The sequence below is a fragment of the Halomonas sp. McD50-4 genome, from assembly GCF_022348135.1.
GTDB lineage: Bacteria > Pseudomonadota > Gammaproteobacteria > Pseudomonadales > Halomonadaceae > Vreelandella > Vreelandella piezotolerans.
Map to the genome: position 1 here is coordinate 110,568 of NZ_JAKRFG010000003.1, position 23,327 is coordinate 133,894.

The following is a 23,327-nucleotide window of genomic DNA, read 5'->3' on the forward strand; positions in this document are numbered from 1 at the left end:
CTTATTTGACAGGCTTTTCTGCCGGAAAGCGGGTGTCGCGTAGGCTATCTTTGATCTTTTTTAGGTGCGGCAGAAAATCTTCGCCGCGCCTGAGCGTGACACCCGTGGCCAGGGCATCGATCAGCGTCAGTTGAATGACCCGAGACGTCATCGGCATGTAGTGGTCGGTATCTTCAGGGGTGGCGACTTCCAGCGTGGCCGTGCACTCCTGAGCGAGCGGAGAGTGGGGGGCGGTGATGCCCAGCACCACGGCGCCTGCTTCCCTGGCTACCTTGGCAATGTCGACCAGCTCACGGGTACGCCCAGTGTAGGAGATGATCACTACCACATCGCCGGTATGGCAAGCGGCTGCCACCATTCGCTGCATCAGCACGTCGACGTAGGCCATCACCGGTAGGTTGAAGCGGAAAAACTTATGCTGGGCGTCTTGCGCCACGGCGCCGGAGGCGCCCAATCCAAAAAAGTGGATCTGTTTGGCTTGCGTCAGGTAATCCACCATCCTTTCGACGGCGGCCATGTCCACTTCCCGCTGCGCTTCGTCTAGCGCCGCAATGGTCGCCCCAAAGATTTTATGGGTGTACTGAGTAGCGCTATCGCCCGGCTCGACGGCACGGGTGACGTAGGGCGTGCCGCCTGCCAAGCTCTGGGCCAGCTTGATTTTGAAATCGGGATAGCCCTTGGCGCCGAAGTTGCGACAGAAGCGGTTGACGGTCGGTTCACTGACGCTCGCCGCTTGAGCAAGGCTGGCGATGCTCAGGCTGGTGGCCGCTGCGGGGTCTTCCAGAATGACGTTCGCAACTTTACGCTCTGAGCGATTCAACTCTTCCAAGCGTTCCCGTAAGCGGTCTAGCAGGTCATGCGCCATTAACTGACTCCGTGGCAAGCGTTAGGTGTGAAGAAGGTGTCCAGTCCCTGCACCAGCGATAGAACTCATCGGCAGGCAATGGACGAGCATAGTAATACCCCTGAGCAGCTTCGCAACCAATTGAACGTAAGTAGTCGGCCTGCGCAGCCGTTTCGATACCCTCGGCGACCACGTCGCAGCCCACGGCATGGGCAAGCTGGGTGATGGTGAGAGCCAAATGGCGATCGATGGCGTCCTCCTCCAGGTCCATCACGAAGGCGCGATCGATTTTCAGCGTCGAGAAGGGCAGCGTTTTGACATACGCCAGTGACGAGTGCCCGGTACCAAAATCATCGATGGCCACGGCAATGTTCACCTCTGCCAACTGCGCGAGCTGGATGCGCGCATTGTGCATATCGCTGAGCAGACCCGATTCGGTGACTTCCAGGGCAAAGAACCTCGCCGGGATGCCATGATTGGCCAGTCGCGCCAGCAGGTTCTCGGCAAAGTCCTTACGCGCTAGCTGACGTGCTGCTACGTTCACGGCAATATGGAAATCGTCGTCCAACAGTCCCTTGGCCCGCCAGTCGGCAATATAGCGCATGGCTTCCTCGAGTACCCACTCGCCAATGTAGAGGATATCACCGCTGGCTTCTGCCAGAGGAATGAAGTCGCCAGGGGAGACGTGGCCCAGCTCTGGGTGGTGCCAGCGTAGCAGCGCTTCGGCGCCCACTACGCGCTGAGTTTCGAGTGACAGCTTGGGTTGGAAGGCCAGGGACATTTCCCCTCGCTGTGTGGCGCCGCGAATGGCCTGCTGTAGGTGCAGTCGGTGGCGCTGCTGGTTTTCCAGAGCTTCATTGTAGCTTTGCAGTCGCAGTGTGCCGCTCTGCGGAAGTGCCAGGGCGGCCATGTGCACCAAGCGCTCGATGTCGAAGTGGCCCTGCGACCAACTGATACCAATACGCGCGTTAAGCGGCAGTAGCAGGTCGTCTAGGGACTGGTCGTGTTCGAAGCAGTCGAGCAGCCGTGAAGCGAGCTGACGCAGCTCGCTCAGCTCGGCCGTTGGGGTAATCACCAGCAGCTCGCTGCCGCCCCACAGCCCGAGTGTGCTGCTAACGTCCAACTGGCCGTCGAGCCGGCGGCTAATGTGCACCATGAGCTGGTCGGCAATGCCGTAGCCATGTAAACGCACGACATCATCGAGGTGATCCAGCGCGATAAACAACAACCCCGTGGGACAGCCCTGTTGCGCCGCATCGGCCAAGCGTTGTGTCAAGGCGCGACGGTTGGGTAGCTGGGTGATAGGGTCGGTGCGTGACTGGCGATCCAACTCCTCGGTGCGCTTGGCCACCATCTCCTCCAGCGTCTCGGCCTGCTGGTCGCGAACACGATAGCGGTGCTCCACGCTCAACGTGTTGTGAATCCGCTGAAGCACTTCATCGTGTTTGAAGGGTTTGGTCAGAAAGTCCCTTACACCCATGCTCAGCGCGCGATGGCGGGTTTCGTCATCGATTTGTGCGGTCAGCACGATGATTGGCGGCGCATGCTCGGCAAACGTCGCCTGCAGTTGCTCCATCACGCTGTAGCCATCTAAATGAGGCATACGGATATCCAGCAAGATGAGATCCGGCATCGCTTGCTGACAATGTTGCAGGACTTGGCGAGGATCGCTCAGACCATGCACGTTATCGAATCCATGATCGTCGAGCAGATCTAGCAGTAGCTCGACGTTGATGCTGTTGTCATCCACTACCAGCAGGTGTTTGTTCATGAACGTCATGGCGCCTTCCTTGGTATGGCGTCTGTAGACACATAGCGTCTCAGTGTCGCCGAGAGCTGATCGATGTCGAGCGGCTTCGTGAGGTAATCGGCAAACCCTGCCGCTAGGCCGTGCGCTCGGTCACGCTCCATGGCGTTGGCCGAGAGGGCCACCACTGGAATGTGACGTAACGAGGCATCTTTTTGAATTGCATCCAGCGCCTGATAGCCGTTCATGCCCGGTAGGTGAATGTCCATCAGCACCAGATCCGGAGGAGAGTAGCGCATGAGATCGAGCCCTAGCTCGGCGCTGGTGACGGTCTGTAGCCGCACCTGGTCAAAGTCCTCCATGATATCTTCCATCAAGCGCTGGTTGGTGGGGTTGTCTTCGATATAGAGTAGGTGATGACGCTGGCCAGGGGCGGCGCTGGCCAGCGTCATCGGCAAGGGCGTCTCGCTAAGCGCATCGGCCTCGGTGATGGGGAGGGTAAACCAGAACGTCGCGCCTTGGCCGGGTGCACTCGTCACGCCAATTTGGCCCTGCATTCGCTCCACTAACTCTCGGGTGATCGCTAACCCAATACCCGTCCCCTCGATGGTGCCATGCTCGGCATCGAGCCGATTGAAGGGTTCGAAGAGCTCGTGCTGTCGCTCGGGTGCGATACCATGCCCGGCATCCGTGACGCGAACGCACACGTCGTTGTCCCGTTGATCGACGGCAATCCGGATCGAGCCCTGGGGGCGATTATATTTGATGGCATTGGAGAGTAAGTTGAGCAATACCTGCTTGGTGCGGGTGTAATCCGCGGCGACCCGCCAAGGCGCCGCGAGTGGCTCGCGCTGAAGCACTAGCCCTGATGCCTCGATATTGGCTTCTAACGTGCTGCAGGCATCCTCGATCACGCTCTCTATCGCGATCGGCTCGATGGAGAGCGCCATGTGGCCGGACTCGATTTTAGCCAAATCGAGCACTTCGTTGATCAAGCTAAGCAGGTGCTGCCCACTTTTCTGGATTTGCCCTACCTGTCGCTTCTGCTTGTCGCTGAGCGGCTCGCGCCGCCCTTTGCCAAGCAGCTGCGCAAAACCAATGATGGCATTGAGCGGCGTACGTAGCTCGTGGCTCATGGACGAGAGAAATTCGCTCTTCGCCCTATTGGCCTGTTCGGCTTGGTCCCTCGCCGCCGCGAGGTCCATGGTGACCTGCTCGCGCTCTGCCATCTGTCGATAGAGGTTGATCAGCAGCGCGCAGGTATCGGTAAACGGCTGAAGCCAGTGTAACAACGAATGGTTCAGCGTTTGTTGGCTGTTGGCAATGGCGAACATGCCTATCAATTTATCGCCACTGAAAATTGGCGCGCCCAGGTAATTATCGATACGCGGGTGGCCCGGTGGAAAGCCGCCGCGTTTGGCGTGACGATAAACGTCGTCGGTGATCACCACGTCGCCGTGGGCAAACACACGGCCCAACAGCGAGTCGGGATTGGTCAGCATCATATCCCCACTGCGCAGCTGTTCCATCAAATGGCGCGACTCATCGCTCCAAGAGAGATCGGTAATGGCGTGGATCTTGAGCGTATTGGTGGTGCTCGTTGGCATTACTTCGCCAATCAGCGCGTAATCGCTGTCAGTCAGCTCGCGCAATGCCTCCATGAGAAAGGTCCAGAGCTGCTCGCCGGACATTAGCGCCTGATAATCGGTAATGCCCTGGTGCAGCACTTTCAGCAGGCTCTGCTCTTTATGCATGCGGTGGTTGGCGTCGTAAACGTCGCTCAGGTTGGTCAAAATACCAAGAAATTCCACCACGTCGTTCTGCTCGTTATGGATGGCGTTGACCGCTAGATGAACGGGAACGAGGTGGCCTTCTTTGTGCAACGCCTCTACTTCGCGACCCCGCCCAATGACATTAGGGGCACTGCCAGCCAAAAAGCGCGCAATGAATTGGTCATGTTCGGCGCGAATTGCGGCCGGGGTCAGCATCGAGACGTTGCGACCCAGCACCTCGGCTTTGGTATAGCCCAACATGGTGAGTGCAAAAGGGTTGATGCTCAGCACGTTGCCAGCTAGGTCGATTCGCACGATGCCGGTGGCACTCTCGTTGAACAGCGCCTCGTAACGTCGCGTGGTTTGCGACAGGGTGTGGCGCATTTGATGTTGGCGCAACAGTTCGTCCACTTGCCCTGCCAAGCTGGCCAGCAGCTGTCTATCCCGCGTCGAGAATGCGCGTGGCCGATCACTGATCAAACATAGCGTACCCACGGCCAGCGTATCGGAAGGCCTGAGCGGGTGCCCCGCATAGAAGCGGATATGAGGTTTTCCGGTGACGAGCGGGTTATCGGCAAAGCGCCGATCGCTCTGGGCATCTTCGATGACCAGCGGCATATCGGCGGCGATGGCGTGGGCACAAAAAGAGACCTCTCGGCTGGTTTCGCAGATGGGTAGCCCCGGGTGAGACTTGAACCACTGGCGCTCTTCGTCGACCAGTGACACGAGTGCCATCGGCACGTCAAACAGGTCCCGGGCAAGCTGTGTCAGACGCTCGAAGGCGTCGTCGGCGGGGGTATCGAGGATGCTCAACGCGCGCAAGGCCGTCAGGCGCTGTGTTTCATTCTCCGGTCGCTTGGCGGCTTGCATGGCGTTTCCTAGACGTGAGGGGGGTGAAAAGAACGTATTAAATAAATATCGGACATTAATCCCCTAGCTTTAACCAAGACGCAGCAAATGCAGCAGCCAGCGATGATAGGGCGGTCTTAACCAGCCGCTATTGGAGCGCTTGGGCTGGTAGAACACGCTACGTTGATGGCTAAAGCGTTCAAACCCGTGGCGGCCGTGGTAAGCGCCGCTGCCACTCTCGCCAACGCCACCAAAAGGAAGAGTCGGTACGGCGTGGTGAAGGAGGGTCTCATTGAACACCAACGCCCCGGAACACGTTTGATGGCGAAGCGTCTCCTGCAGCGCCTTCTGGTGGGTGAAGGCATATAGCGCCAAGGGGCGAGGGCGTGCATTGATCAGCCGAATGGCATCATCGATATGTTTGACGCTGATCACCGGTAGCGCCCGCCCAAAGATCTCCTCTTGCATGAGCGATAAGCTCTGCTGCGGGTCGATGACCAACGCCGGCGCGTGGGGTCCGTGTTCGAGCACGCGACAACCGCGCGCTCGGGCATCATCGAGCAGCCGTTCGATTCGTGCGTGGTGGGCGTCGCTGACGTAGCCGGTGGCGTCTTTGGCATCGGGTCGCTGGCGGCGAATGGCTCGTTCCAAGGCGTGGGTTAGAGCGTCCAAGCGGCGGCTCTCAACGATGACGTAATCCGGCGCGATACAGGTTTGTCCTGCGTTGAAACCTTTACCGAAGATAATCGCCTCAGCGGCGCTGTCGAGGTCCGCATCACTGGCCACCAGCGCTGGTGATTTGCCGCCTAGCTCCAACGTGACCGGTGTTAGGTTGGCGGCGGCAGCCGTCGCGACCTGCCTGCCTATCTGGGTCGATCCGGTAAACACCAGATGGTCGAACGCCAGCGCGCTGAACGTCTTGGCGACGTCGGCCCCGCCCTCGATCACGCAGTACTCCTCTTGCGTGAAGTGTTGGGGAATCAGCTTGGCGAGCAGTGCGCTGGTGTGCCGCGCGTGTTCGCTGGGTTTGAGCATCACCGTGTTGCCAGCCGCTAGCGCATCGATGGCGGGCATCATGCTAAGGCTCCAAGGATAGTTCCAGGGAGACATTACCCCCACGACGCCCAGCGGCTGAGGAGCGACTCGGGCGCGCGCTGGCCAGAGCCGCAGCGGAACGCGTGCGCGACGAGGGCGCATCCAGTGCCACAGGTGGCGGCGCGCATAGCGAGCGGCATGAAGGACGGGAAGAATTTCAGCGAGATGGATTTCGATTTCGCTGCGCTGGCCGAAATCGAGCTGGATGGCTCGCACGATGTCGTGCTGATGGCGTTTCGTCATGCGGGCGAGGCGCGCCAAGCGCTCGCGCCGTACGCCCAGCGTGGGAAAAGGCGCCGGGCCTGCCGCCTCGCGCTGCGCCTGTAACGTATCCGTTAAATCGCGATTCATGGCCTCTCCTTAGGGGTATACTGACTGCCGACGATACGCAGGGCCAGGCGACCTTGAAACGCTGTTTGAGCAGGATCGACAATTGTTTACAAACTAGGCGCTTCACACGCGTCAGCGGCCGGAGTGGTACAGTAAGGCATACGCCATCTGTGCCAGTGTGCCAGGGAGATGTTATGCCTTCTCGTCCGCTCTCCTACTCCATTCTACCTACCATCGAGGCCGTTGCGGCAAGCCAGTGGGATGCGCTCGGGTCTGACGAACAGCCTTTTTTACGTCACGGGTTTTTACACGCGCTGGAGGCCAGCGGCTCCGTCAGCACGGCCACCGGCTGGGAGCCTTGTCATCTGTGTGTCTGGCAGGGCGAGGCGCTGGTGGGTGCGCTGCCAATGTACCGTAAGTACCATTCCTATGGGGAGTACGTGTTCGACTGGGGGTGGGCCGACGCGCTGGAGCGCGCCGGCGGCGATTATTACCCCAAGGCGCTGAGTGCGATACCTTTCACGCCAGTGCCAGGCCCTCGTACCTTGATCGCGCCAGACGCCGATGCCGACGCCGTTCGAGCCCAGTTGGCGATAGGCTGGCGGGAGCAGTGTGACACCCTGGCGCTGTCGAGTTGGCACCTGCTGTTTGCCGAAGAGCCGGAAGTCGAGGCGTGGCAGCGCCAGTGCCCTGATCTGATCGCTCGGGAAGGCGTACAGTTTCAGTGGCGAGATCGTGGTTTCGGTGATTTCGAAGGCTTTCTCGCCAGCCTCACTTCCAAGCGGCGGAAAATGATCAAGCGTGAGCGGCGTTTAGTGGCCGACCAGGGCATTACCCTGCACCGTTTGGAAGGCGGGGAGATCCGCGATGTCGACATGGCGCATTTTTACCGCTGCTACACCATTACTTACCACGAACGCGGACGCCCGCCCTACCTCAATCACGCCTTCTTCGAACGTTTGCGTCACGTGATGCCCGAAGCGCTGATGCTGGTGCAGGCGCGGCTAGCGGGGCGTCCCATCGCCGCAGCGCTCTACTTCCAGGGAGGCAAGACGCTCTACGGTCGCTACTGGGGGAGTGAGGTCGTCGCCGACTGCCTGCATTTCGAAGCGTGCTACTACCAGGGCATCGACGCGTGCTTGGCAAAGGGCATGACGCTATTCGATCCCGGCACCCAGGGCGAACACAAGCTCGTACGGGGGTTTGCTCCCCAGCGGGTTCGTTCGCTGCACTATTTGGCCCACCCGGGGTTGGCCGCTGGCGTGGCGCAGTTTTGTCAGCAAGAGGGTGTCCATATCATGGCCTATCGCCGCGCCGCCGAAGATGCTTTACCGTTTAAGTAACGCCTACCGCGTCGCGGCTCGCTGGACTCTACCCTTAATGGCATAATGCGCGCCGTTTCCGTTTTCACGAAGGATGTCTGGGATGCACAAATGGCTCGTGGGCCTGCTACTGACCGTGTTGGGGTTGCTACAGTACCAACTTTGGCTGGGCAACGGCGGCTGGCAAGATCTGCAGCAGGTGGAGCAGCGGGTGGCCCTGCAGGAGGCGGCCAATGATCCGCTGCGTGAACGCAACGCACGGCTGGCGGCGGAAATCACCGATTTGAAAACCGGGTTGGATGCCATCGAGGAACGCGCCCGCAGCGACATGGGCATGGTGCGCACCGACGAGCAGTTCTTCTGGGTGCCGGGCGTGGCCATCGAAAACGAGTTGGTCGGCATTCATGCCGGGCTAGTCGCTCAGCCCGGTGTCATTCCAGCCGACGGTGAGAGCGAGTGATGCAGACCTCGCCGCTTTGGCTCGTTGTGCCTGCGGCCGGGCAGGGGAAACGAATGGGCGCCGACAAGCCCAAACAGTACCTTCCCCTGGAAGGCCAACCCATCTTGGCGCACACCCTTGCACGTCTGCATGATGCCTTCCCTCAGGCGCATTTAGTGCTTTGCCTGGACCCAGAGGATCACTGGTTTCGGCCAGACTGGGTACCGTTCAGTCACTGGCAGCAGGTGCCCGGCGGTATAGAACGGATGGATAGCGTGATGAACGCACTGGAGGCCATCGCGGCCAACGACAGCGACTTGGTCATGGTGCACGACGTCGCGCGACCTTGTATCACCCGCGCCGATCTGCACGCCTTGTATCGGGCGGCCCAGTCTCATCCCAGTGGTGCCCTGCTGGCCATGCCGGTAGCAGATACCATGAAGCGCGATCAGGGGGACCAACTAAGCCACGCCACCGAACCGCGTGATGGCCTGTGGCACGCGCTGACGCCGCAAGGGTTTCGCTATGCGCTGCTGCGGCGCGCGCTGACCAAGGCCCAGCAGCAGGGCACCGTGGTCACGGATGAAGCCTCGGCCGTCGAGGCGTTGGGGGAAGCTCCCCAGCTCGTTAGTGGGCGGCGCGATAATATGAAAGTCACCCACCCTGACGATTTAGCGTTGGCAACGGCCATCATGGCAGCCCAGCGCAGCTCAAGTAACAGGAGTTTCTAATGCGAATTGGCCACGGCTTCGATGTACACCGCTTTGGGCCGGGTGATCATTTGATGATCGGTGGCGTCAAGCTGCCGTTCGAACAGGGCTTCGTTGCCCACTCCGATGGCGATGTGCTGCTCCACGCCATCAGCGATGCGCTGCTCGGCGCCTGTGCGCTGGGCGATATTGGCCGCCACTTTCCCGATACCGACCCGGCATGGAAAGGCGCGGACAGTCGCGGCTTACTTCGTCATGTGGTCGCGCTGGTGAGGGACGAAGGGTTCGACGTCGTAAACCTGGACGCTACCATCATGGCGCAAGCGCCCAAAATGGCGCCGCACATCGAGGCCATGCGTGCCGCGATTGCCGAGGAAATAGGCGTGACGCTGGGGCAGGTCAACGTTAAAGCCACCACCACCGAACGTCTTGGCTTTACCGGGCGGGGGGAAGGGATCGCCGCCGAAGCGGTGGTGCTGCTGGCCGCGCAAGAGGCATCGAATGCTTGATCTCCCCACCTGGCAGCGCAGCTTGACGCCAACATTCGGCGTGCCTGCGCCCGGCCAGTATCGCGCTCGGCCGGAAGACTTCATCGTCGATGAACAGCTCGACTTTACCCCGGAGGAACACGGCGAGCATCTGTGGCTACGCCTTGAAAAGCGTAACCAAACCACGTTAGATGTGGTGAAACTGCTCAGCCGTTTGTGCGGTGTCACCCCGCGCGATATCGGCTACTCCGGTATGAAGGATCGCGTGGCCGTTGCGCGCCAGTGGCTGAGCGTTCATCTGCCCGGTCGCGAAGCGCCTGAGGACTTAACTGCCACGCTCGGCACAGCGGGCGTCACGGTGCTGGCCATGGCGCGTCATCCGCGAAAGTTAAAGCGGGGCGTGCACCGCACGAATCATTTTACGCTGCGCCTAAGTGGTGACGCGGTTCGCCCAAACGATTTATTGCCGCGTTGGGAAGCGCTCTGCGCCCAAGGAGTCCCCAACTACTTTGGCCACCAGCGGTTTGGCGCTGGTGCGCGCAATCTGCAGCGCGCCGCTGCCGTACTGGCCAAAGGTTGGCGCAAACGCGATGATCGCCAGGGGATGATGCTTTCGACCGCGCGCAGCTTTCTGTTCAACGAGCTGCTCAGTGTCCGACTGGCAGACGGTAACTGGTGCCAGCCCGTCGCGGGCGATACCTTGATGCTTGATGGCACGCAAAGCGTGTTTTCCATCGATGACGTCGAGGAGAGCCTGGTGGCACGCGCCGCCGCGCTGGATGTTCATCCCACGGGCGTTTTGTGGGGTGTGGGCGGCGGGGCGCACGGCGATGCGGGCCGTTACGAAGCGCAACTGGCGGCACGCCATCCTGCGTTGTGCGCCGGCCTCGAGCAGAGCGGCGTCAAGCGTGGACAGCGTGCGCTGCGTGCCCGGTTGATCGCGCCTCAGGCCAACTTCGAACAAGAGTCCGTGCTACTCTCGTTCGCGCTGCCCCGAGGCAGTTTCGCGACGGCGGTGATTGGCGAATTGATTCATCATCCCGACACGGCATGACGCCGAAGTAAGAAGGAGGTTCTGATGCGGCGACTGCTGCTTTCCAACGATGACGGCGTCCATGCTCCTGGCTTACGTGCGCTCTACGAGGCGCTTTTGCCCCATGCCCATTTGCGTGTGGTCGCCCCGGATCGCGACCGTAGCGGCGCAAGTAACTCGCTCACGCTGTCGCGTCCGCTGTCGCTCACCGCGCTGGAGAATGGTTTTTACAGTGTCGATGGCACGCCCGCGGACTGCGTTTATCTGGGCGTCAACGGCGTGTGGGACGAGCGTCCGGATCTGGTCATCTCGGGTATCAATCATGGCAGTAACCTGGGGGACGACGTGCTTTACTCGGGCACAGTGGCCGCCGCGATGGAGGGACGCAATCTCGGCATGACGGCCATCGCCATGTCGCTATGCGGCACCCAGCACTTTGCCACGGCAGCCAAGTTTGCTGCCAGCTTGATCGGCGCGGCCGACCAGCTCTCGCTGCCGCCGCGCACGCTGCTGAACGTGAACGTGCCAGACGTTCCCTGGGAAGCGATCAAGGGTGTCAAGGTCACGCGTCTCGGCTATCGCGGGCCCGCAGAAAAACCGGTGCCCGTCAAAGACCCCCGAGGGCGTACGCGCTACTGGATCGCGCCGGTGGCGGCGAATGCGGATGACGGAGAGGATACTGACTTTGCCGCCGTCGATGCAGGCTATGTGTCGATCACGCCGCTGCAAACCGATTTAACGCGCCACCCGGCGCGTCGTGATGTGCAGGATTGGTTGGATGCCTTTGCCTGATCTATCCCCTAGGGAGCTGCGCGGGCGGGGCATGACCTCTCAGCGCACTCGAGATCGTATGATCGAGCGCCTGGTCCAGCAAGGCGTGAGCGACCCGCGCGTACTGGACGTCATGGCCAGCGAGCCTCGCCATCTGTTCGTCGACGAAGCGCTGGCCCATCGTGCTTATGAAGACACCGCACTGCCCATTGGCTTCGGCCAAACGCTGTCGCAGCCGCTAACGGTGGCGCGCATGACGGAGTTAGTGCTGCGCGCATCGCCCCGGTGTGTGCTAGAAGTGGGCACTGGCTCAGGCTATCAAACGCTGATTCTATCGCGGCTGGTAGAAACGCTTTACTCCGTCGAGCGAATCTATACCCTGCACGAGCGTGCCGCCGAACGTCTTTGGCGGCTGCAAGCACCGGCCACGCTGGCCGTCGCCGATGGCGGTGAGGGGTGGCCGGAAGCAGCCCCTTTCGACGTCATCCTGCTCACCGCTTGTGCGCAAACGCTGCCTGAGGCGCTGCTGGAACAGCTACGCCCCGATGGCGTGATGATCGCGCCGCTGGAAGAGCCAGACGGCAGCCAGTGGCTGACCCAAATCAAGCGGATTGGCTCCGCCTTCGAAAAGCGCCGCTTAGAACCCGTGCGTTTCGTACCTTTATTGCAAGGAGTGGTGGATTGAAGCGTCGACCCCTAGGACTGTTTTTGCGAGGCGCTGGGATGGGCGCGGCCGATGCCGTTCCCGGCGTCTCGGGAGGCACGATTGCCTTTATTACCGGTATTTACGAAGAACTCATCGATACCATCAAGCAGTTTGGCCCCAGCGCTCTTGGCGCATGGCGCAGCGGCGGCTGGAAAGGGCTGTCGCAGCATCTGAACGTGGCGTTTTTGCTGCCGCTGCTGCTGGGTGTGGCGGTCAGCTTGTTCAGCGTTGCCCACTTGGCGCTGTGGCTGATGGAGGCCCATCCGCTACTGTTGGAAGGCTTCTTTTTTGGGCTGGTCGCGGCGTCGGCCTTGGTGGTCGGTCAAGCCGGTGATCGATGGAAAATTTGGTACTTGCTGCCGCTGCTCATTGGCTTGATGCTCGCCGAATGGTTGCCGAGCCTGATGCCGCTGGTACTCATGGTGGGTAACGAGTCGCTGGTCGTCATCCTGGCGGGTGCCATTGCGATCAGTGCCATGTTGCTGCCCGGCGTATCGGGCAGCTTTTTACTGCTGACGATGGGGCTCTACGGCACCATCATGGGGGCTATTCGCAGCTTCGACATCGGTATTATCATACTGTTTGGAATGGGCTGTGTGGTGGGGCTGGCACTCTCGTCGCGCCTGCTATCGTGGCTGCTACGGCGCTACCATGGCGCGACGTTGCAGCTGCTGCTGGGCTTCATTATCGGCTCGCTACCGGTTCTCTGGCCCTGGCGTGAACTGTTACGCTACCAGCTAGGCCCCGATGGGCAGATGATCCCGCTGGCTTACCGCTATTTGTTACCCAGCGATTACGCCGTGCTGACAGGGGCGTCGGCACAGGTAACTGGCGTGATAACGTTGATGGTCGTCGGTGCGCTACTCGTCGTAGCGCTCAACCGTCGTGCGGCCACTCATGCCCAGCATCACTCGACAGATAATCGTTCCATTGATCGTTAGCACGGCGTTGAACAGGAGTAGGTTTTCCATGCGTAAGGTTTTTATGATGACGGTGCTTGCACTGGCGGTGAGTGGCTGTGCCAGTCAGCAGTCCAACACCCCCCAGGTGCGCGATTTGAGCGACGCACGCCGTGCGGTGGAAAACTCACCACAGTACACCGTCAAAGCAGGCGATACGCTCTATGGCATCGCGTGGCAGCACAATCTGGACTATCGCCAGCTCGCCGCCATCAACAATATCGACGCGCCTTACCAAATTTATCCTGGTCAAACCATCGCTTTGCGTGAAGGCGCGGGAGGCATGTCGACTGCGTCTGGCGGCAACGCGTCACCCGCTTCGACCAGCGGTGCCGTTGCTACGGGGCTACAACCACAAGCCACTGCCGTGGCGAGCAATGACCAGGAACTCGACTGGCTGCTGCCGGACGAGAGTGCCATCGAGCGCAACCAGCGGCTGACGGCAGAGCGTGCGGAGCGCACGGCGGTCGAGGCGTCTCAACAGGTCGCTGCCGCTACCGAGTCGTCTGAGGTGGCTGCTCCCCAGCAGCCAAGCACTCAGCCCGAGCAGGAGCCCGAGCCCGAGCGGGCACCCGCGCCGGAACCTGAGCCGACACCCGCCGCCGCACCAGAGCCTGCCGCTGAGCCGGCTCAAGCTGCCCGCACCGATCGTTCGTCACGGACCTTTACGCCTGCCGAAAACATCGACTGGCGCTGGCCCACCGACGGCCAAGTGACCGGCGAGTTCGGGCAAGGCGGCAGCATCACCGCTGGGATTGATATCGCCGGACAAAAGGGGCAACCTGTCCGTGCTGCAGGTCCTGGGATCGTGGTCTACGCCGGTAGCGGCGTACGCGGTTACGGTAACCTAATACTACTGAAACACAACGATCAGTTTCTCAGTGCCTACGCACACAATGATAGTTTGAGCGTAAAAGAGAATGATGTCGTCGAGGCTGGTGAAGTCATCGCCACGATGGGCGATAGCGATGCAGATGCCGTCAAACTGCATTTTGAGGTGCGCCGCGATGGCCAGCCGCAAAATCCGTTGGACTATCTGCCCTCTCGCTAGTCATCCCTTGGCGGGTGTAAGGTAGACCTGCCAAGACTACCCGAACAGCTGAATCAGGGCGTCATATAACAATAAGGTGCACGCGCACAGGAAGTGCGACCACCCTTACTTTTCTACATGGCGGATAGGCGAAACCACGGGGGTATGACCATGAGTATGCTGGAGAAGGACCTACAGGAGATTGACCTGGATGAAGTTGAAGAGGCGTTGGATGACGCCGATGACGACGCCACAGCCGAAGAGGATGCGTTCGAAAAAGCGCTGGGCCGTGAAGACCGTCAATCGACTCAAAGCTTGGACGCGACACAGATCTACCTCAATGAGATTGGCTTTTCTCCGCTACTGACGCCGGAAGAAGAAGTGTATTACGGACGCTTGGCGCGCAAAGGCGATGCCCTGGGGCGTTCGAGGATGATCGAGTCGAACTTGCGCTTGGTGGTTAAAATTGCCAGACGTTACTTGAACCGGGGGTTGACGCTGCTCGATCTAATCGAAGAAGGTAATCTTGGTTTGATCCGTGCGGTAGAGAAGTTCGATCCCGAACGGGGTTTTCGCTTCTCGACGTACGCCACATGGTGGATTCGCCAGACCATCGAGCGTGCGTTGATGAATCAGACGCGCACCATTCGTCTGCCTATCCATGTGGTTAAAGAGCTGAATATTTATCTGCGCGCTGCTCGTGAACTGACCCAAAAGCTGGACCACGAAGCCACCGCCGAAGAGATTGCCGAACATCTCGACAAGCCGGTCGAGACGGTCAAGAAAATGCTCGGGCTGAACGAACGAGTATCGTCGGTGGATTATCCCATGGGAGGCGAAAGCGACAAGCCGCTGATCGATACGCTCACCGATGATGAAGTACTCGGCCCGGAAGCCTGCTTAGTGGACGGCGACGTGCGTGAGCACGTAGACCACTGGCTGGATGAACTGAGCGAGAAGCAGCGAGAAGTCGTGGTGCGTCGCTTTGGTCTGCGCGGCCACGAGGCGGCAACGCTAGAAGAAGTGGGTGCCGAAATTGGTCTCACCCGTGAGCGGGTGCGTCAAATCCAGGTAGAAGCGCTAAAGAAGCTACGCCGCTCGCTGGAAAAACAGGGCCTCTCTCTCGACGCGATTTTCGAGAGCTAGGCGATCGTCGTGAGTCGCGTCAGCCGTTCTGGCCAAGCCTAGGCACGCAGCACCGATAGCGCACCGAGTGACCCACTCGGTGCGCTGTTTTTGGGCGAAAGGTTTTCCACCGCTGCCGGGCGGGACGCTTGATCGTGTCAGCATTGTCCATCCGCCAGCGGCACTACCTGCCCATGCAGGAGTGAATGAGAGGGTGAACGAGATAGTGAATGAAATGGTAGATGAAAGAGCGAGAATGCCATGCGCCCGCTAGTGGCCCATATTGATTTGGACGCCCTGCGTCACAACTATCAACTGGCGTGTCGCTGCGCCCCGCAAAGCCGCTCGGTAGCGGTGATCAAAGCCGACGCCTATGGGCATGGAGCACTGGCCTGCGCCCGTGCGCTGGAAGCCGACGTCCCGGCCTTTGCCGTGGCGTGCATCGAAGAAGCGTTGAGCCTGCGTGAAGGCGGTATCCAAGCCCCCATTGTCCTGCTCGAGGGTATCTTCGACGCCGACGAGCTGGCCCTGGTAGATGAACACCGTCTGTGGATCAGCGTTCATAGCGCCTGGCAGGTAGAGGCGCTGCTGTCTTATTCGCCCCGGCAGCCGATTCCTGTTTGGCTGAAGGTGGATTCCGGCATGCACCGGCTGGGGTTCTCGCCCGAGCAAGCGGTCAGCGTGTGGCAGCGGCTGGTCGACGCACCCCAGGTAACGGCGCTGCATCTGATGAGCCACTTTGCCAGTGCCGATGCCCAAGACCCTAGCGTCTTCAACCAGCAGATGCGCGTGCTGCAAGGGCTAGCGGATGAACTGAAGGCACCGCTGTGTTTGGCCAACTCTCCGGCGACGCTGGCCTGGCCAGTCGCTCACGGTGATTGGAATCGCCCTGGGGTGATGCTCTATGGCAGCGACCCGCTGGAAGTGGCCAACGACGTCACCCGCCAGCTACGCCCGGTCATGTCGTTACGCTCGGAAATCATCGCGCTGCGCGAACTCGATACCGGCGAGCAGGTCGGCTACGGCGGGCGCTGGAAGGCTCCGCGTCCCTCCAAGATTGCCGTGGTGGCGGCAGGGTATGGCGATGGCTATGATCGCCACGCGGTCGACGGCACGCCGGTGCTAGTTAATGGCCAGCGCTGCCCGATTGCTGGAAAGGTGTCGATGGACATGCTGACGGTGGACGTGACCGATGTACCCGACGCGGCCATTGGCAGTGAAGTGGTGCTATGGGGAGCAGCCAGCAATGGCGCCGTACTGCCGGTGGATGAGGTGGCCCGCTATTGCGCTACCATCAGCTATACACTGCTCACCGGGGTGCTGCCTAGAGCTCCTCGGCGTTATCATGGGGCTAACGTTTGAACGGTTATCGGTATGTCTAACGCGTCTAATCCGCGCTCCTTTGCGCACCCTCGTTACTGGCCAACATGGCTGGCGATTGGCCTTATGTACGTGGCCGCGTGGCTTCCTTGGCGCGTGAAGCTCTGGGTGGGGAAAGCGATTGGCCTGCTGGCGTGGCGCTTCGTGAAGCGTCGTCGGCACATCACCGCCACGAACATCGCGCTCTGCTTTCCAGAAAAAAGCGCCGACGAGCAGCGCCAACTGGTCAAAGAGACCTTCATTGCCAACGGGATCGGTTTGGTCGAAACCGCAACTGGCTGGTGTCGTGATGCCGAAGGGCTGCGTCATCGAGTGGCCTATCACGGCCAAGAGCACCTTGCACGCGCTAAAGCCCAGGGCAAAGGCGTGCTGGTGGTGGGTATCCACTTTTCGACGCTGGACTTAGGCGGGGCGTTACACTCGCTGTTCTTCCCGGCAGATGTGGTTTACCGCCCCCATAACAACCCGCTCTTCGAGCGATTCATGACCCGAGCACGTTCACGCATCTTTGGCCAAGCCATTGATCGCCATGACCTGCGCGGCGTGGTGCGCCGCATCAAAGCGGGGCACATCGTGTGGTACTCACCGGATCAGGATTTCGGCCGCGATGTCAGCGTCTTTGCGCCGCTGTTTGGTCAGCCGGCGGCGACCATCCGTCTCACCTCGAAAATCGCCCGCATGACGGGCGCCCCCGTCGTTCCGCTGATGTTCCACCGCAACCCGGATAATCGCACCTACACCATCGAGTGTTTGCCGGCGTTCGAGGATTTCCCTAGTGGGGATGAAATGGCCGATGCCTCGCGGGTGAATGTCTTCATCGAGCGGGCGATACGCAAACATCCCGAGCAGTATCTATGGCTGCATCGGCGGTTCAAGACTCGCCCAGAGGGCGAGGAGAGTGTTTACTAGCCATCGCTGCCCAGTCAAGGTAAGAAAAAAGCTGCCCGCGGGCAGCTTTTCATTGGTATCGAGGCGGTCTTACAGCCATGTATTAGTCGAGGTTGCGGGAGTAGAAAATTTCCAGCATCTCTTTGCGCAGACGGCTTTCGATGTCTCGTGCTTCTTCGAAGGTGATGTCGCGACGTGAGGTGCCGAACAGGTAGTTATCCAGTTCGAAATCCTTGAGCAGCATCTTGGTGTGGAACATGTTTTCTTGATACACATTCACGTCAATCATCTGGTAGGCCTGCTTGGTATCTTCTGCCAAGTAGTCCTGAATGGACGTGATATCGTGATCAATGAACAGTTTTTTGCCATCCACGTCCCGGGTAAAACCACGTACGCGGTAATCCATGGTCACGATGTCGGAGTCGAAGCTGTGGATCAGGTAGTTCAGCGCTTTCAGCGGGCTGATATGACCACAGGTCGAGACATCGATATCCAAACGGAAGGTACTAATGCCGTTGTCCGGGTGCGATTCTGGGTAGCTGTGCACCGTCACGTGGCTCTTGTCCAGGTGCGCGACCACGGTTTCCGGTAGCGGGCCCGGCCCCGGCTCGGTTTGACCCGGCGTGGGTTCATCCAGCTCGTGCTCGGCGATCAGGATGGTGACGCTCGCCCCGTGGGGTTCGTAATCCTGGCGTGAAATATTCAGCACGTGGGCGCCGATGATATTGGTCACGTCCTTGAGAATCTGCGTCAAACGTTCGGCGTTGTAGAGCTCATCGATATAGTCGATGTAAGCCGCACGCTGCTCTTCGGTCTTGGCGTAACAGATGTCGTAAATATTGAAGCTCAACGAGCTGGTCAGGTTGTTGAACCCGTGGAGTCGGAGATTATCTGACACGTCCGAACCTCCCTATGGCAGATGAAGACACCCCGACGATCCAGCGCCGGAACCGATAAACACTTGTTACCGTGCTGAAGCAGCCGCGACGTCCGACGCGGCCCCGCACTACGCAGTAGGGGGAGAAACAAGCGGGCGTATTATGCCCGCCCGTGGCGTGGGTTGCATCCGGCCAGGCGATTTTTTTTGACGCAGAGCGACCGTCTCGCGGCGCAGGGCTCAAGCTTCGATAATCTCGAAGGAGTGAGTAATCTCGACGCCGCCGTTGACGAGCATAATCGAGGCGCTGCAATACTTCTCCGCGGACAGCTCTACCGCCCGTTGTACCTGCTTTTCTTTCAGGCTGCGGCCTGTAACGACAAAGTGGACGTGAATCTTGGTAAACACAGAGGGCACTTCGTCGGCACGCTCGGCGTCGAGCTCCGCCACGCAGTCGGTGACATCGGCGCGGGCCTTATCGAGAATGTTCAAGATATCGAAAGCGGTGCAGCTTCCCATGCCCATCAGCAGCATTTCCATCGGCCGCGGGCCGGTATTGCGGCCACCGTGATCGGGCGGACCATCGATAACTACGCTGTGCCCGCTACCCGACTCTGCGACGAACTGACGACCATCGGTCCATTTTACCCGTGCTTTCACGTTGCTCTCCTCATCTTGGCGACGATAGGTAAGTCGCGCAGCATAACATTTCTAGGCGACAGCGCACGGCTTCATCGCGCGCGGTTAACAGGCGTCAAGGCTGCGCCAGATGCTGTTCCAGTTCGGCGAGCCGCTCCGGGGTGCCTACGTCTACCCAGTGGCCGGAAAAATGCTCACCGCTGACTCGTTGCTTGGCCATGGCTTGCTTTAGTAACGGTGCCAGTGCAAACGCCCCAAGGGGCTCTCGAGCGACGAGTTCGGGGTGTAGGATGCCAATACCGGCGTAGGTCAGGCGTGGCTCTCCCATTGGCGTAACGCGGCCCCGGTCGAGGGCAAAATCGCCGTTTGGGTGGTGTTCCGGGTTGTCCACCAAGATCAAGTGGGCAAGATCGCCCTCTGTCAGCGCGGCCGCGCTGGGCAGGCGATCACACCACACATCGCCATTGACGAGTAAAAACGGCGCCTCACCTAGCAGAGGCAGCGCCTTGCGAATGCCTCCGCCGGTTTCGAGTGGTTGTGGCTCCACGCTCCAGTGAAGGTGCAGTTGGTGTGCCGAGCCATCACCCAGCGCCTCCATGATCTGCTCGGCACGGTAGCTTACGTTGATCACCACCTCCTCGATGCCCGCACGCTTCAAACGCTCCAGGTGGTGGACGATCAGCGGTTTGCCCGCTACGGGTAGCAGCGGTTTCGGGCAGTGGTCGGTGAGTGGGCGCATCCGTTTGCCCAAGCCCGCTGCTAGGATCATCGCTTTCATGGCGCTGATGCCTCCAGGCGCTGGAGAATGGCGGGGCGCAGCACCTCGCGGACCCAGTCGGCAAACTCATCGTGTTCGGGAAGGGCCATTAAGCTATCTTCCAAGTGGCTTAAAAAGTGCGGCAGGCGGGCCAAGTAGCCTTGCTTGCTGTCACGCAGCGTCAATCGACAAAAAATGCCCAGGACTTTGAGCGAGCGTTGGGCGGCCATCGCGTGGCACTGGGCCAAAAAGGCAGCCTCGCTCACCGAGCGGGTCAAGCGACCCTCTTGCCGGGCTTGCTGATAGAAGGTACTCACCAGCGCGGCAAACTGGTCAGCGCTGAAACGGCAGTAGCGACCTCGCAACAGCGAAATGACGTCGTAGCTGAGCGGGCCTGCCACGGCGTCTTGAAAGTCGATCATATAAAGCGTCTGATCGTGCCACATCAGATTCATCGCATCGAAATCGCGGTGAACGCTCACCACCGGCTGTTCTAGGGCGCGCTCGATCAAGCTCGTGCGCAGCGTTTCCCAGCTATCGGGAGCGGATAGCGACAGCCAGCGCTCCAGGCACCATTCGGGAAAGAGATCCAGTTCCCGGGCGAGCAGGGCGGCATCGTAGGCGGGAAGAGCGGCCGGATTGGCGCGGTTTTGCAACTCGGCAATCAGTGACAGCGCCGCCAAGTAGTTCTCTTTCGTGCGTGTCGGGTCGGTAAAGGTAGCCTGCAGCGGCGTATCGCCCAGATCGTCGAGCAGCAAAAAGCCGGCCTCCAAGTCGCTGGCGTGAATGGCGGGAACCGGTAGCCCGGCGGCGTGCCAGCGCTGGCCGATGGTCACAAACGGCGCGGAGTCCTCCTGGGCAGGTGGCGCATCCATGATGATTTGCGTGTTGCCATCCGGTAGCGTTAGCCGAAAATAGCGCCTAAAACTGGCGTCACCGCCCGCAGCAGAGAGGCGAAGAGTGGCACGGTCGAGGCCGTGGTGTTGCGCCGCCCACTGAGTGAGGGCGTCGATCCGAGAAGAGGACATGCAAGCTCCTTGCTGGTCGGGCATCATGCGGGCTGTATAATACCGATTCTGGATGCCAAGGATAACGAACATGGGCAAGCGAATCTCGCGCACCGTACCGGTTGCGCATACGCTGCTGGGCAGTTTGCTCGCTGGCGCCTCGTTTTCAGCGGTGGCACAGGACCCAACCCTGCCCGCAGAGGCGCTGGACTGGCAGGCCTGGCGCCAAGACGAAGCGTCGCAACAGCTATGCCGGGGGCGCTATGTGATGCCCGGCTACCGCTTGCCAGCGGAACAGAACCCAGAAACGCTTTCGGTGGAAACCGACGAAGTGGACTACGCCGCCGATGGCGAAGCCTTGCTGCGGGGCGATGTGGTGCTGCGCCGAGGTAATACCGAGCTGGAGGCCGAGCGCGTCTTTCTTCCGGCGGATCGCCAGCGGGTGGATGCCGAGGGGAGCCTGGCCATTCGTGATGGACAGGCCCTCGTGCGCGGTGAACAAGCCACGCTGATGCTGAACGAAGATCGCGCCTCGCTGCGTAACAGCCACTACGTGCTTTACGAACAGCATCTGCGTGGGCAAGCCCGACAGCTAGAGCAGACTGGCGAAAATCAGTACCGCCTTCAGGAGGCTACGTTTACTACCTGTGACCCCGGTGCCAATAGCTGGCAACTGGTGGGTAGCGATATTCGTCTCGATCAAGCCTCGGGGTTTGGTACCGCCCGTCACGCGCGGCTGGAAGTCAAAGACGTCCCGATATTTTACTGGCCGTGGCTGCGTTTCCCCATCGATGACCGCCGCCATACCGGGCTGCTCTCGCCGTCAGTGAGCTTCTCAAGCGATGGCTTCGATTATACGCAGCCTTTCTACTGGAACATTGCACCGAACCAGGATGCCACCATTACCCCGCGCTGGATGTCGGACCGTGGTCTGCTGCTCAACGGAGAGTATCGCTACCTGCTCGAGGGTAGCCAGGGCTTGGTGGAGGGCGGCTATCTCGATAGCGACGGCGGCACCAATAACGGCGATAACCGCTTCGAAGGCGACGACCGCTGGTACATTGATGCTCAGCATGCAGGACGGCTCACGCCGCGCAGCGACTATCGACTGCGCTACGGCGCGGCCAGCGATGGCCGCTATTTCGACGACTTTGGCGGCGAGTTCGGCAACAGCGACCGCGTCAGTATGGAGCGTCTGGCCCAGGTCGATTATCGCGGTGAGCGCTGGCAGCTCGACGCAAGGGCCCAGGGCTTTCAGCGCCTGGAAGACCCGCTCAGCGATACCGATCGTCCGTTCTACCGCCTGCCGAGTTTGACCGCCAACGCCAACTGGCAGCTAGACAACGGCCTGTATACGCAGTGGCGCTCGAACGCGACCTACTTCTGGCGCGACGTGGATGAGCGGCGAGTTCCTGAACGCGAAGCGGCCATCGGTTCGCGCCTGCACCTGACGCCCGCCGTGGGCTGGCGCTACGAGCAGCCTTGGGGCTATATCGAGCCGCGCACCGAGCTTTGGCACACCGCGTACGAATTGGATTATGGCGATCGGGTGACCGATCGCGCCACCTCGCCTTCGCGCAGCGTGGCGATCACCTCCATCGATAGCGGCTTGGTCTTCGAACGTGAACTGGAGCTCGGCGGGCGCGATTATCGCCAAACCCTCGAACCCCGGGTGAACTATGCCTATGTGCCGCGCACCGACCAGACCCAACTACCCGATTTCGATAGTCGTGAGCGGGCGTTCTCCTGGGATCAGCTCTGGTCGCCGCACCGCTTCTCTGGAGCTGACCGCGTTGGCGACCTCAACCGCGTCTCGCTCGGCGTACAGTCACGCTTGATCGAAGATAGCGCTGGTCGGGACCGGCTCACCTTCGGCGTCGGTCAAAGTTACTATTTCTCCGAGCGGCGCATCGATAGCGAAGGCGACCCGGACACGCTGCCGCCGCGCCCCAGCGAAGACCCTTCCGTGAATCCGGAAAGCCGCTATCAGGCCACCCGTGACCGCTCTCCGCTGGTCACTCGCCTGGATTGGCAAATATCGGATCGCTGGAGTACCGGTTACGAGTGGCTTTACGATGATGAGCGTGAACAGACCGAGCGATCCAGCGTGGACGTTCGCTATCGCCATCCGGAGGGGCACGTAGTGAACCTTGGCTACCGTTGGGAGATCGAAGGGTTCGATCCGAGCGTGGTGCCGGGGGACGATGGTTTCCGCGACTACAGCCGTGAAGAGTGGGATCTTTCGCTGGCGTGGAAAGCGAGCCCAAGGATTGATTTGATTGGCCGCTACCTGCACGATCAAACCAACAACCGTCCCTTGGAACAGCTCGCGGGCCTGCAGTGGAACGACTGCTGCTACGGCGTACAGCTGGTATGGCGTGAATGGATCGACGACAACGATACGGCGCGGGTTGGCGATGACTTCAACGACCGCGGGCTATTTTTGCGCTTCGTGTTTCGTGGTCTAGGTGGCGTGGGCCAAGAGGCCGACGGCTACTTTGAACAGGCGATTCCTGGCTACCGTCCCACGCCCTTATGAACGACCACTTTAAAATAGCG

At 60.4% G+C, this 23,327-nt stretch carries 21 protein-coding genes; 13 read left to right on the top strand and 8 right to left on the bottom strand.

Annotation, left to right across the window (positions count from 1 at the left end):
• Position 1 precedes the first annotated feature (1 nt).
• The 4 genes from MHM85_RS05075 to MHM85_RS05090 all read right to left on the bottom strand — a co-directional run bounded on the left by MHM85_RS05075 (position 2) and on the right by MHM85_RS05090 (position 6,658).
• A complete protein-coding gene (locus MHM85_RS05075) occupies positions 2-865 on the bottom strand; it encodes a MurR/RpiR family transcriptional regulator (protein WP_153842585.1) in 864 nt (287 codons plus the stop codon).
• Positions 855-2,624 (bottom strand): EAL domain-containing protein, encoded by a 1,770-nt coding sequence (locus tag MHM85_RS05080; RefSeq protein ID WP_153842586.1) that lies wholly within the window; start codon positions 2,622-2,624, stop codon positions 855-857. Before MHM85_RS05080 ends, MHM85_RS05075 begins: the two co-directional genes overlap by 11 nt.
• On the bottom strand, positions 2,621-5,233 hold the full coding sequence (locus tag MHM85_RS05085) for an ATP-binding protein (RefSeq protein ID WP_239285510.1): 2,613 nt from the start codon (positions 5,231-5,233) through the stop codon (positions 2,621-2,623). Before MHM85_RS05085 ends, MHM85_RS05080 begins: the two co-directional genes overlap by 4 nt.
• A gap of 69 nt (positions 5,234-5,302) precedes the next feature.
• Entirely contained in the window at positions 5,303-6,658 is a 1,356-nt protein-coding gene (locus MHM85_RS05090; protein ID WP_239285508.1) for an aldehyde dehydrogenase family protein, read from the bottom strand.
• A gap of 173 nt (positions 6,659-6,831) precedes the next feature.
• Between MHM85_RS05090 and MHM85_RS05095 the strand changes: the two genes are divergently transcribed.
• From MHM85_RS05095 to lpxL, 12 genes are all read left to right on the top strand, one after another.
• The gene (locus MHM85_RS05095) at positions 6,832-7,980 is read left to right on the top strand and encodes a GNAT family N-acetyltransferase (protein WP_219861600.1); all 1,149 of its coding nucleotides are present in this window, start codon (positions 6,832-6,834) and stop codon (positions 7,978-7,980) included.
• 82 nt (positions 7,981-8,062) lie between these two features.
• On the top strand, positions 8,063-8,419 hold the full coding sequence (gene ftsB, locus MHM85_RS05100) for a cell division protein FtsB (protein WP_219861598.1): 357 nt from the start codon (positions 8,063-8,065) through the stop codon (positions 8,417-8,419).
• Positions 8,419-9,129 (top strand): 2-C-methyl-D-erythritol 4-phosphate cytidylyltransferase, encoded by a 711-nt coding sequence (gene ispD / locus MHM85_RS05105; RefSeq protein WP_219861596.1) that lies wholly within the window; start codon positions 8,419-8,421, stop codon positions 9,127-9,129. The genes ftsB and ispD overlap by 1 nt, the downstream gene beginning before the upstream one ends.
• Positions 9,129-9,617, top strand: coding sequence for a 2-C-methyl-D-erythritol 2,4-cyclodiphosphate synthase (gene ispF, locus MHM85_RS05110; protein ID WP_139526494.1), 489 nt, complete (start codon positions 9,129-9,131; stop codon positions 9,615-9,617). Before ispD ends, ispF begins: the two co-directional genes overlap by 1 nt.
• Positions 9,610-10,650, top strand: coding sequence for a tRNA pseudouridine(13) synthase TruD (locus tag MHM85_RS05115; protein WP_219861594.1), 1,041 nt, complete (start codon positions 9,610-9,612; stop codon positions 10,648-10,650). The genes ispF and MHM85_RS05115 overlap by 8 nt, the downstream gene beginning before the upstream one ends.
• A 24-nt stretch (positions 10,651-10,674) precedes the next feature.
• Positions 10,675-11,421: a 5'/3'-nucleotidase SurE gene (gene surE / locus MHM85_RS05120; protein WP_153842593.1), complete on the top strand. Its 747-nt coding sequence runs from the start codon at positions 10,675-10,677 to the stop codon at positions 11,419-11,421.
• Entirely contained in the window at positions 11,408-12,085 is a 678-nt protein-coding gene (locus MHM85_RS05125; protein ID WP_139526497.1) for a protein-L-isoaspartate(D-aspartate) O-methyltransferase, read from the top strand. Before surE ends, MHM85_RS05125 begins: the two co-directional genes overlap by 14 nt.
• The gene (locus MHM85_RS05130) at positions 12,082-13,047 is read left to right on the top strand and encodes a DUF368 domain-containing protein (RefSeq protein ID WP_219861591.1); all 966 of its coding nucleotides are present in this window, start codon (positions 12,082-12,084) and stop codon (positions 13,045-13,047) included. The genes MHM85_RS05125 and MHM85_RS05130 overlap by 4 nt, the downstream gene beginning before the upstream one ends.
• Before the next feature lie 28 nt (positions 13,048-13,075).
• Positions 13,076-14,116 (top strand): peptidoglycan DD-metalloendopeptidase family protein, encoded by a 1,041-nt coding sequence (locus tag MHM85_RS05135; RefSeq protein WP_219861589.1) that lies wholly within the window; start codon positions 13,076-13,078, stop codon positions 14,114-14,116.
• Positions 14,117-14,266: 150 nt separating this feature from the next.
• A complete protein-coding gene (gene rpoS / locus MHM85_RS05140; protein ID WP_139526500.1) occupies positions 14,267-15,241 on the top strand; it encodes an RNA polymerase sigma factor RpoS in 975 nt (324 codons plus the stop codon).
• Positions 15,242-15,481: 240 nt separating this feature from the next.
• Entirely contained in the window at positions 15,482-16,582 is a 1,101-nt protein-coding gene (alr, locus tag MHM85_RS05145; RefSeq protein WP_239285506.1) for an alanine racemase, read from the top strand.
• Between the two features lie 12 nt (positions 16,583-16,594).
• Complete coding sequence (gene lpxL / locus MHM85_RS05150) at positions 16,595-17,509, top strand: LpxL/LpxP family Kdo(2)-lipid IV(A) lauroyl/palmitoleoyl acyltransferase (RefSeq protein ID WP_219861585.1); 915 nt, start codon at positions 16,595-16,597, stop codon at positions 17,507-17,509.
• An 82-nt stretch (positions 17,510-17,591) separates the two neighbouring features.
• Here lpxL and speD read toward each other — a convergent pair whose 3' ends face one another.
• The 4 genes from speD to MHM85_RS05170 form a co-directional block, all read right to left on the bottom strand.
• Positions 17,592-18,386, bottom strand: coding sequence for an adenosylmethionine decarboxylase (gene speD, locus MHM85_RS05155; RefSeq protein WP_044629679.1), 795 nt, complete (start codon positions 18,384-18,386; stop codon positions 17,592-17,594).
• A gap of 219 nt (positions 18,387-18,605) precedes the next feature.
• Complete coding sequence (locus MHM85_RS05160; RefSeq protein WP_139526503.1) at positions 18,606-19,025, bottom strand: OsmC family protein; 420 nt, start codon at positions 19,023-19,025, stop codon at positions 18,606-18,608.
• Positions 19,026-19,119: 94 nt separating this feature from the next.
• A complete protein-coding gene (gene murU, locus MHM85_RS05165) occupies positions 19,120-19,782 on the bottom strand; it encodes an N-acetylmuramate alpha-1-phosphate uridylyltransferase MurU (RefSeq protein WP_239285504.1) in 663 nt (220 codons plus the stop codon).
• Positions 19,779-20,789 carry a phosphotransferase gene (locus MHM85_RS05170; RefSeq protein ID WP_239285502.1) on the bottom strand — a complete coding sequence of 337 codons (1,011 nt, stop codon included), beginning with the start codon at positions 20,787-20,789 and terminating at the stop codon, positions 19,779-19,781. Before MHM85_RS05170 ends, murU begins: the two co-directional genes overlap by 4 nt.
• A 70-nt stretch (positions 20,790-20,859) precedes the next feature.
• On the opposite strand from MHM85_RS05170, the gene MHM85_RS05175 reads away from it, so the two are divergent.
• Positions 20,860-23,307, top strand: a complete 2,448-nt coding sequence (locus tag MHM85_RS05175) for an LPS-assembly protein LptD (RefSeq protein ID WP_139526506.1) — start codon at positions 20,860-20,862, stop codon at positions 23,305-23,307.
• The last annotated feature ends 20 nt before the right edge of the window (positions 23,308-23,327 follow it).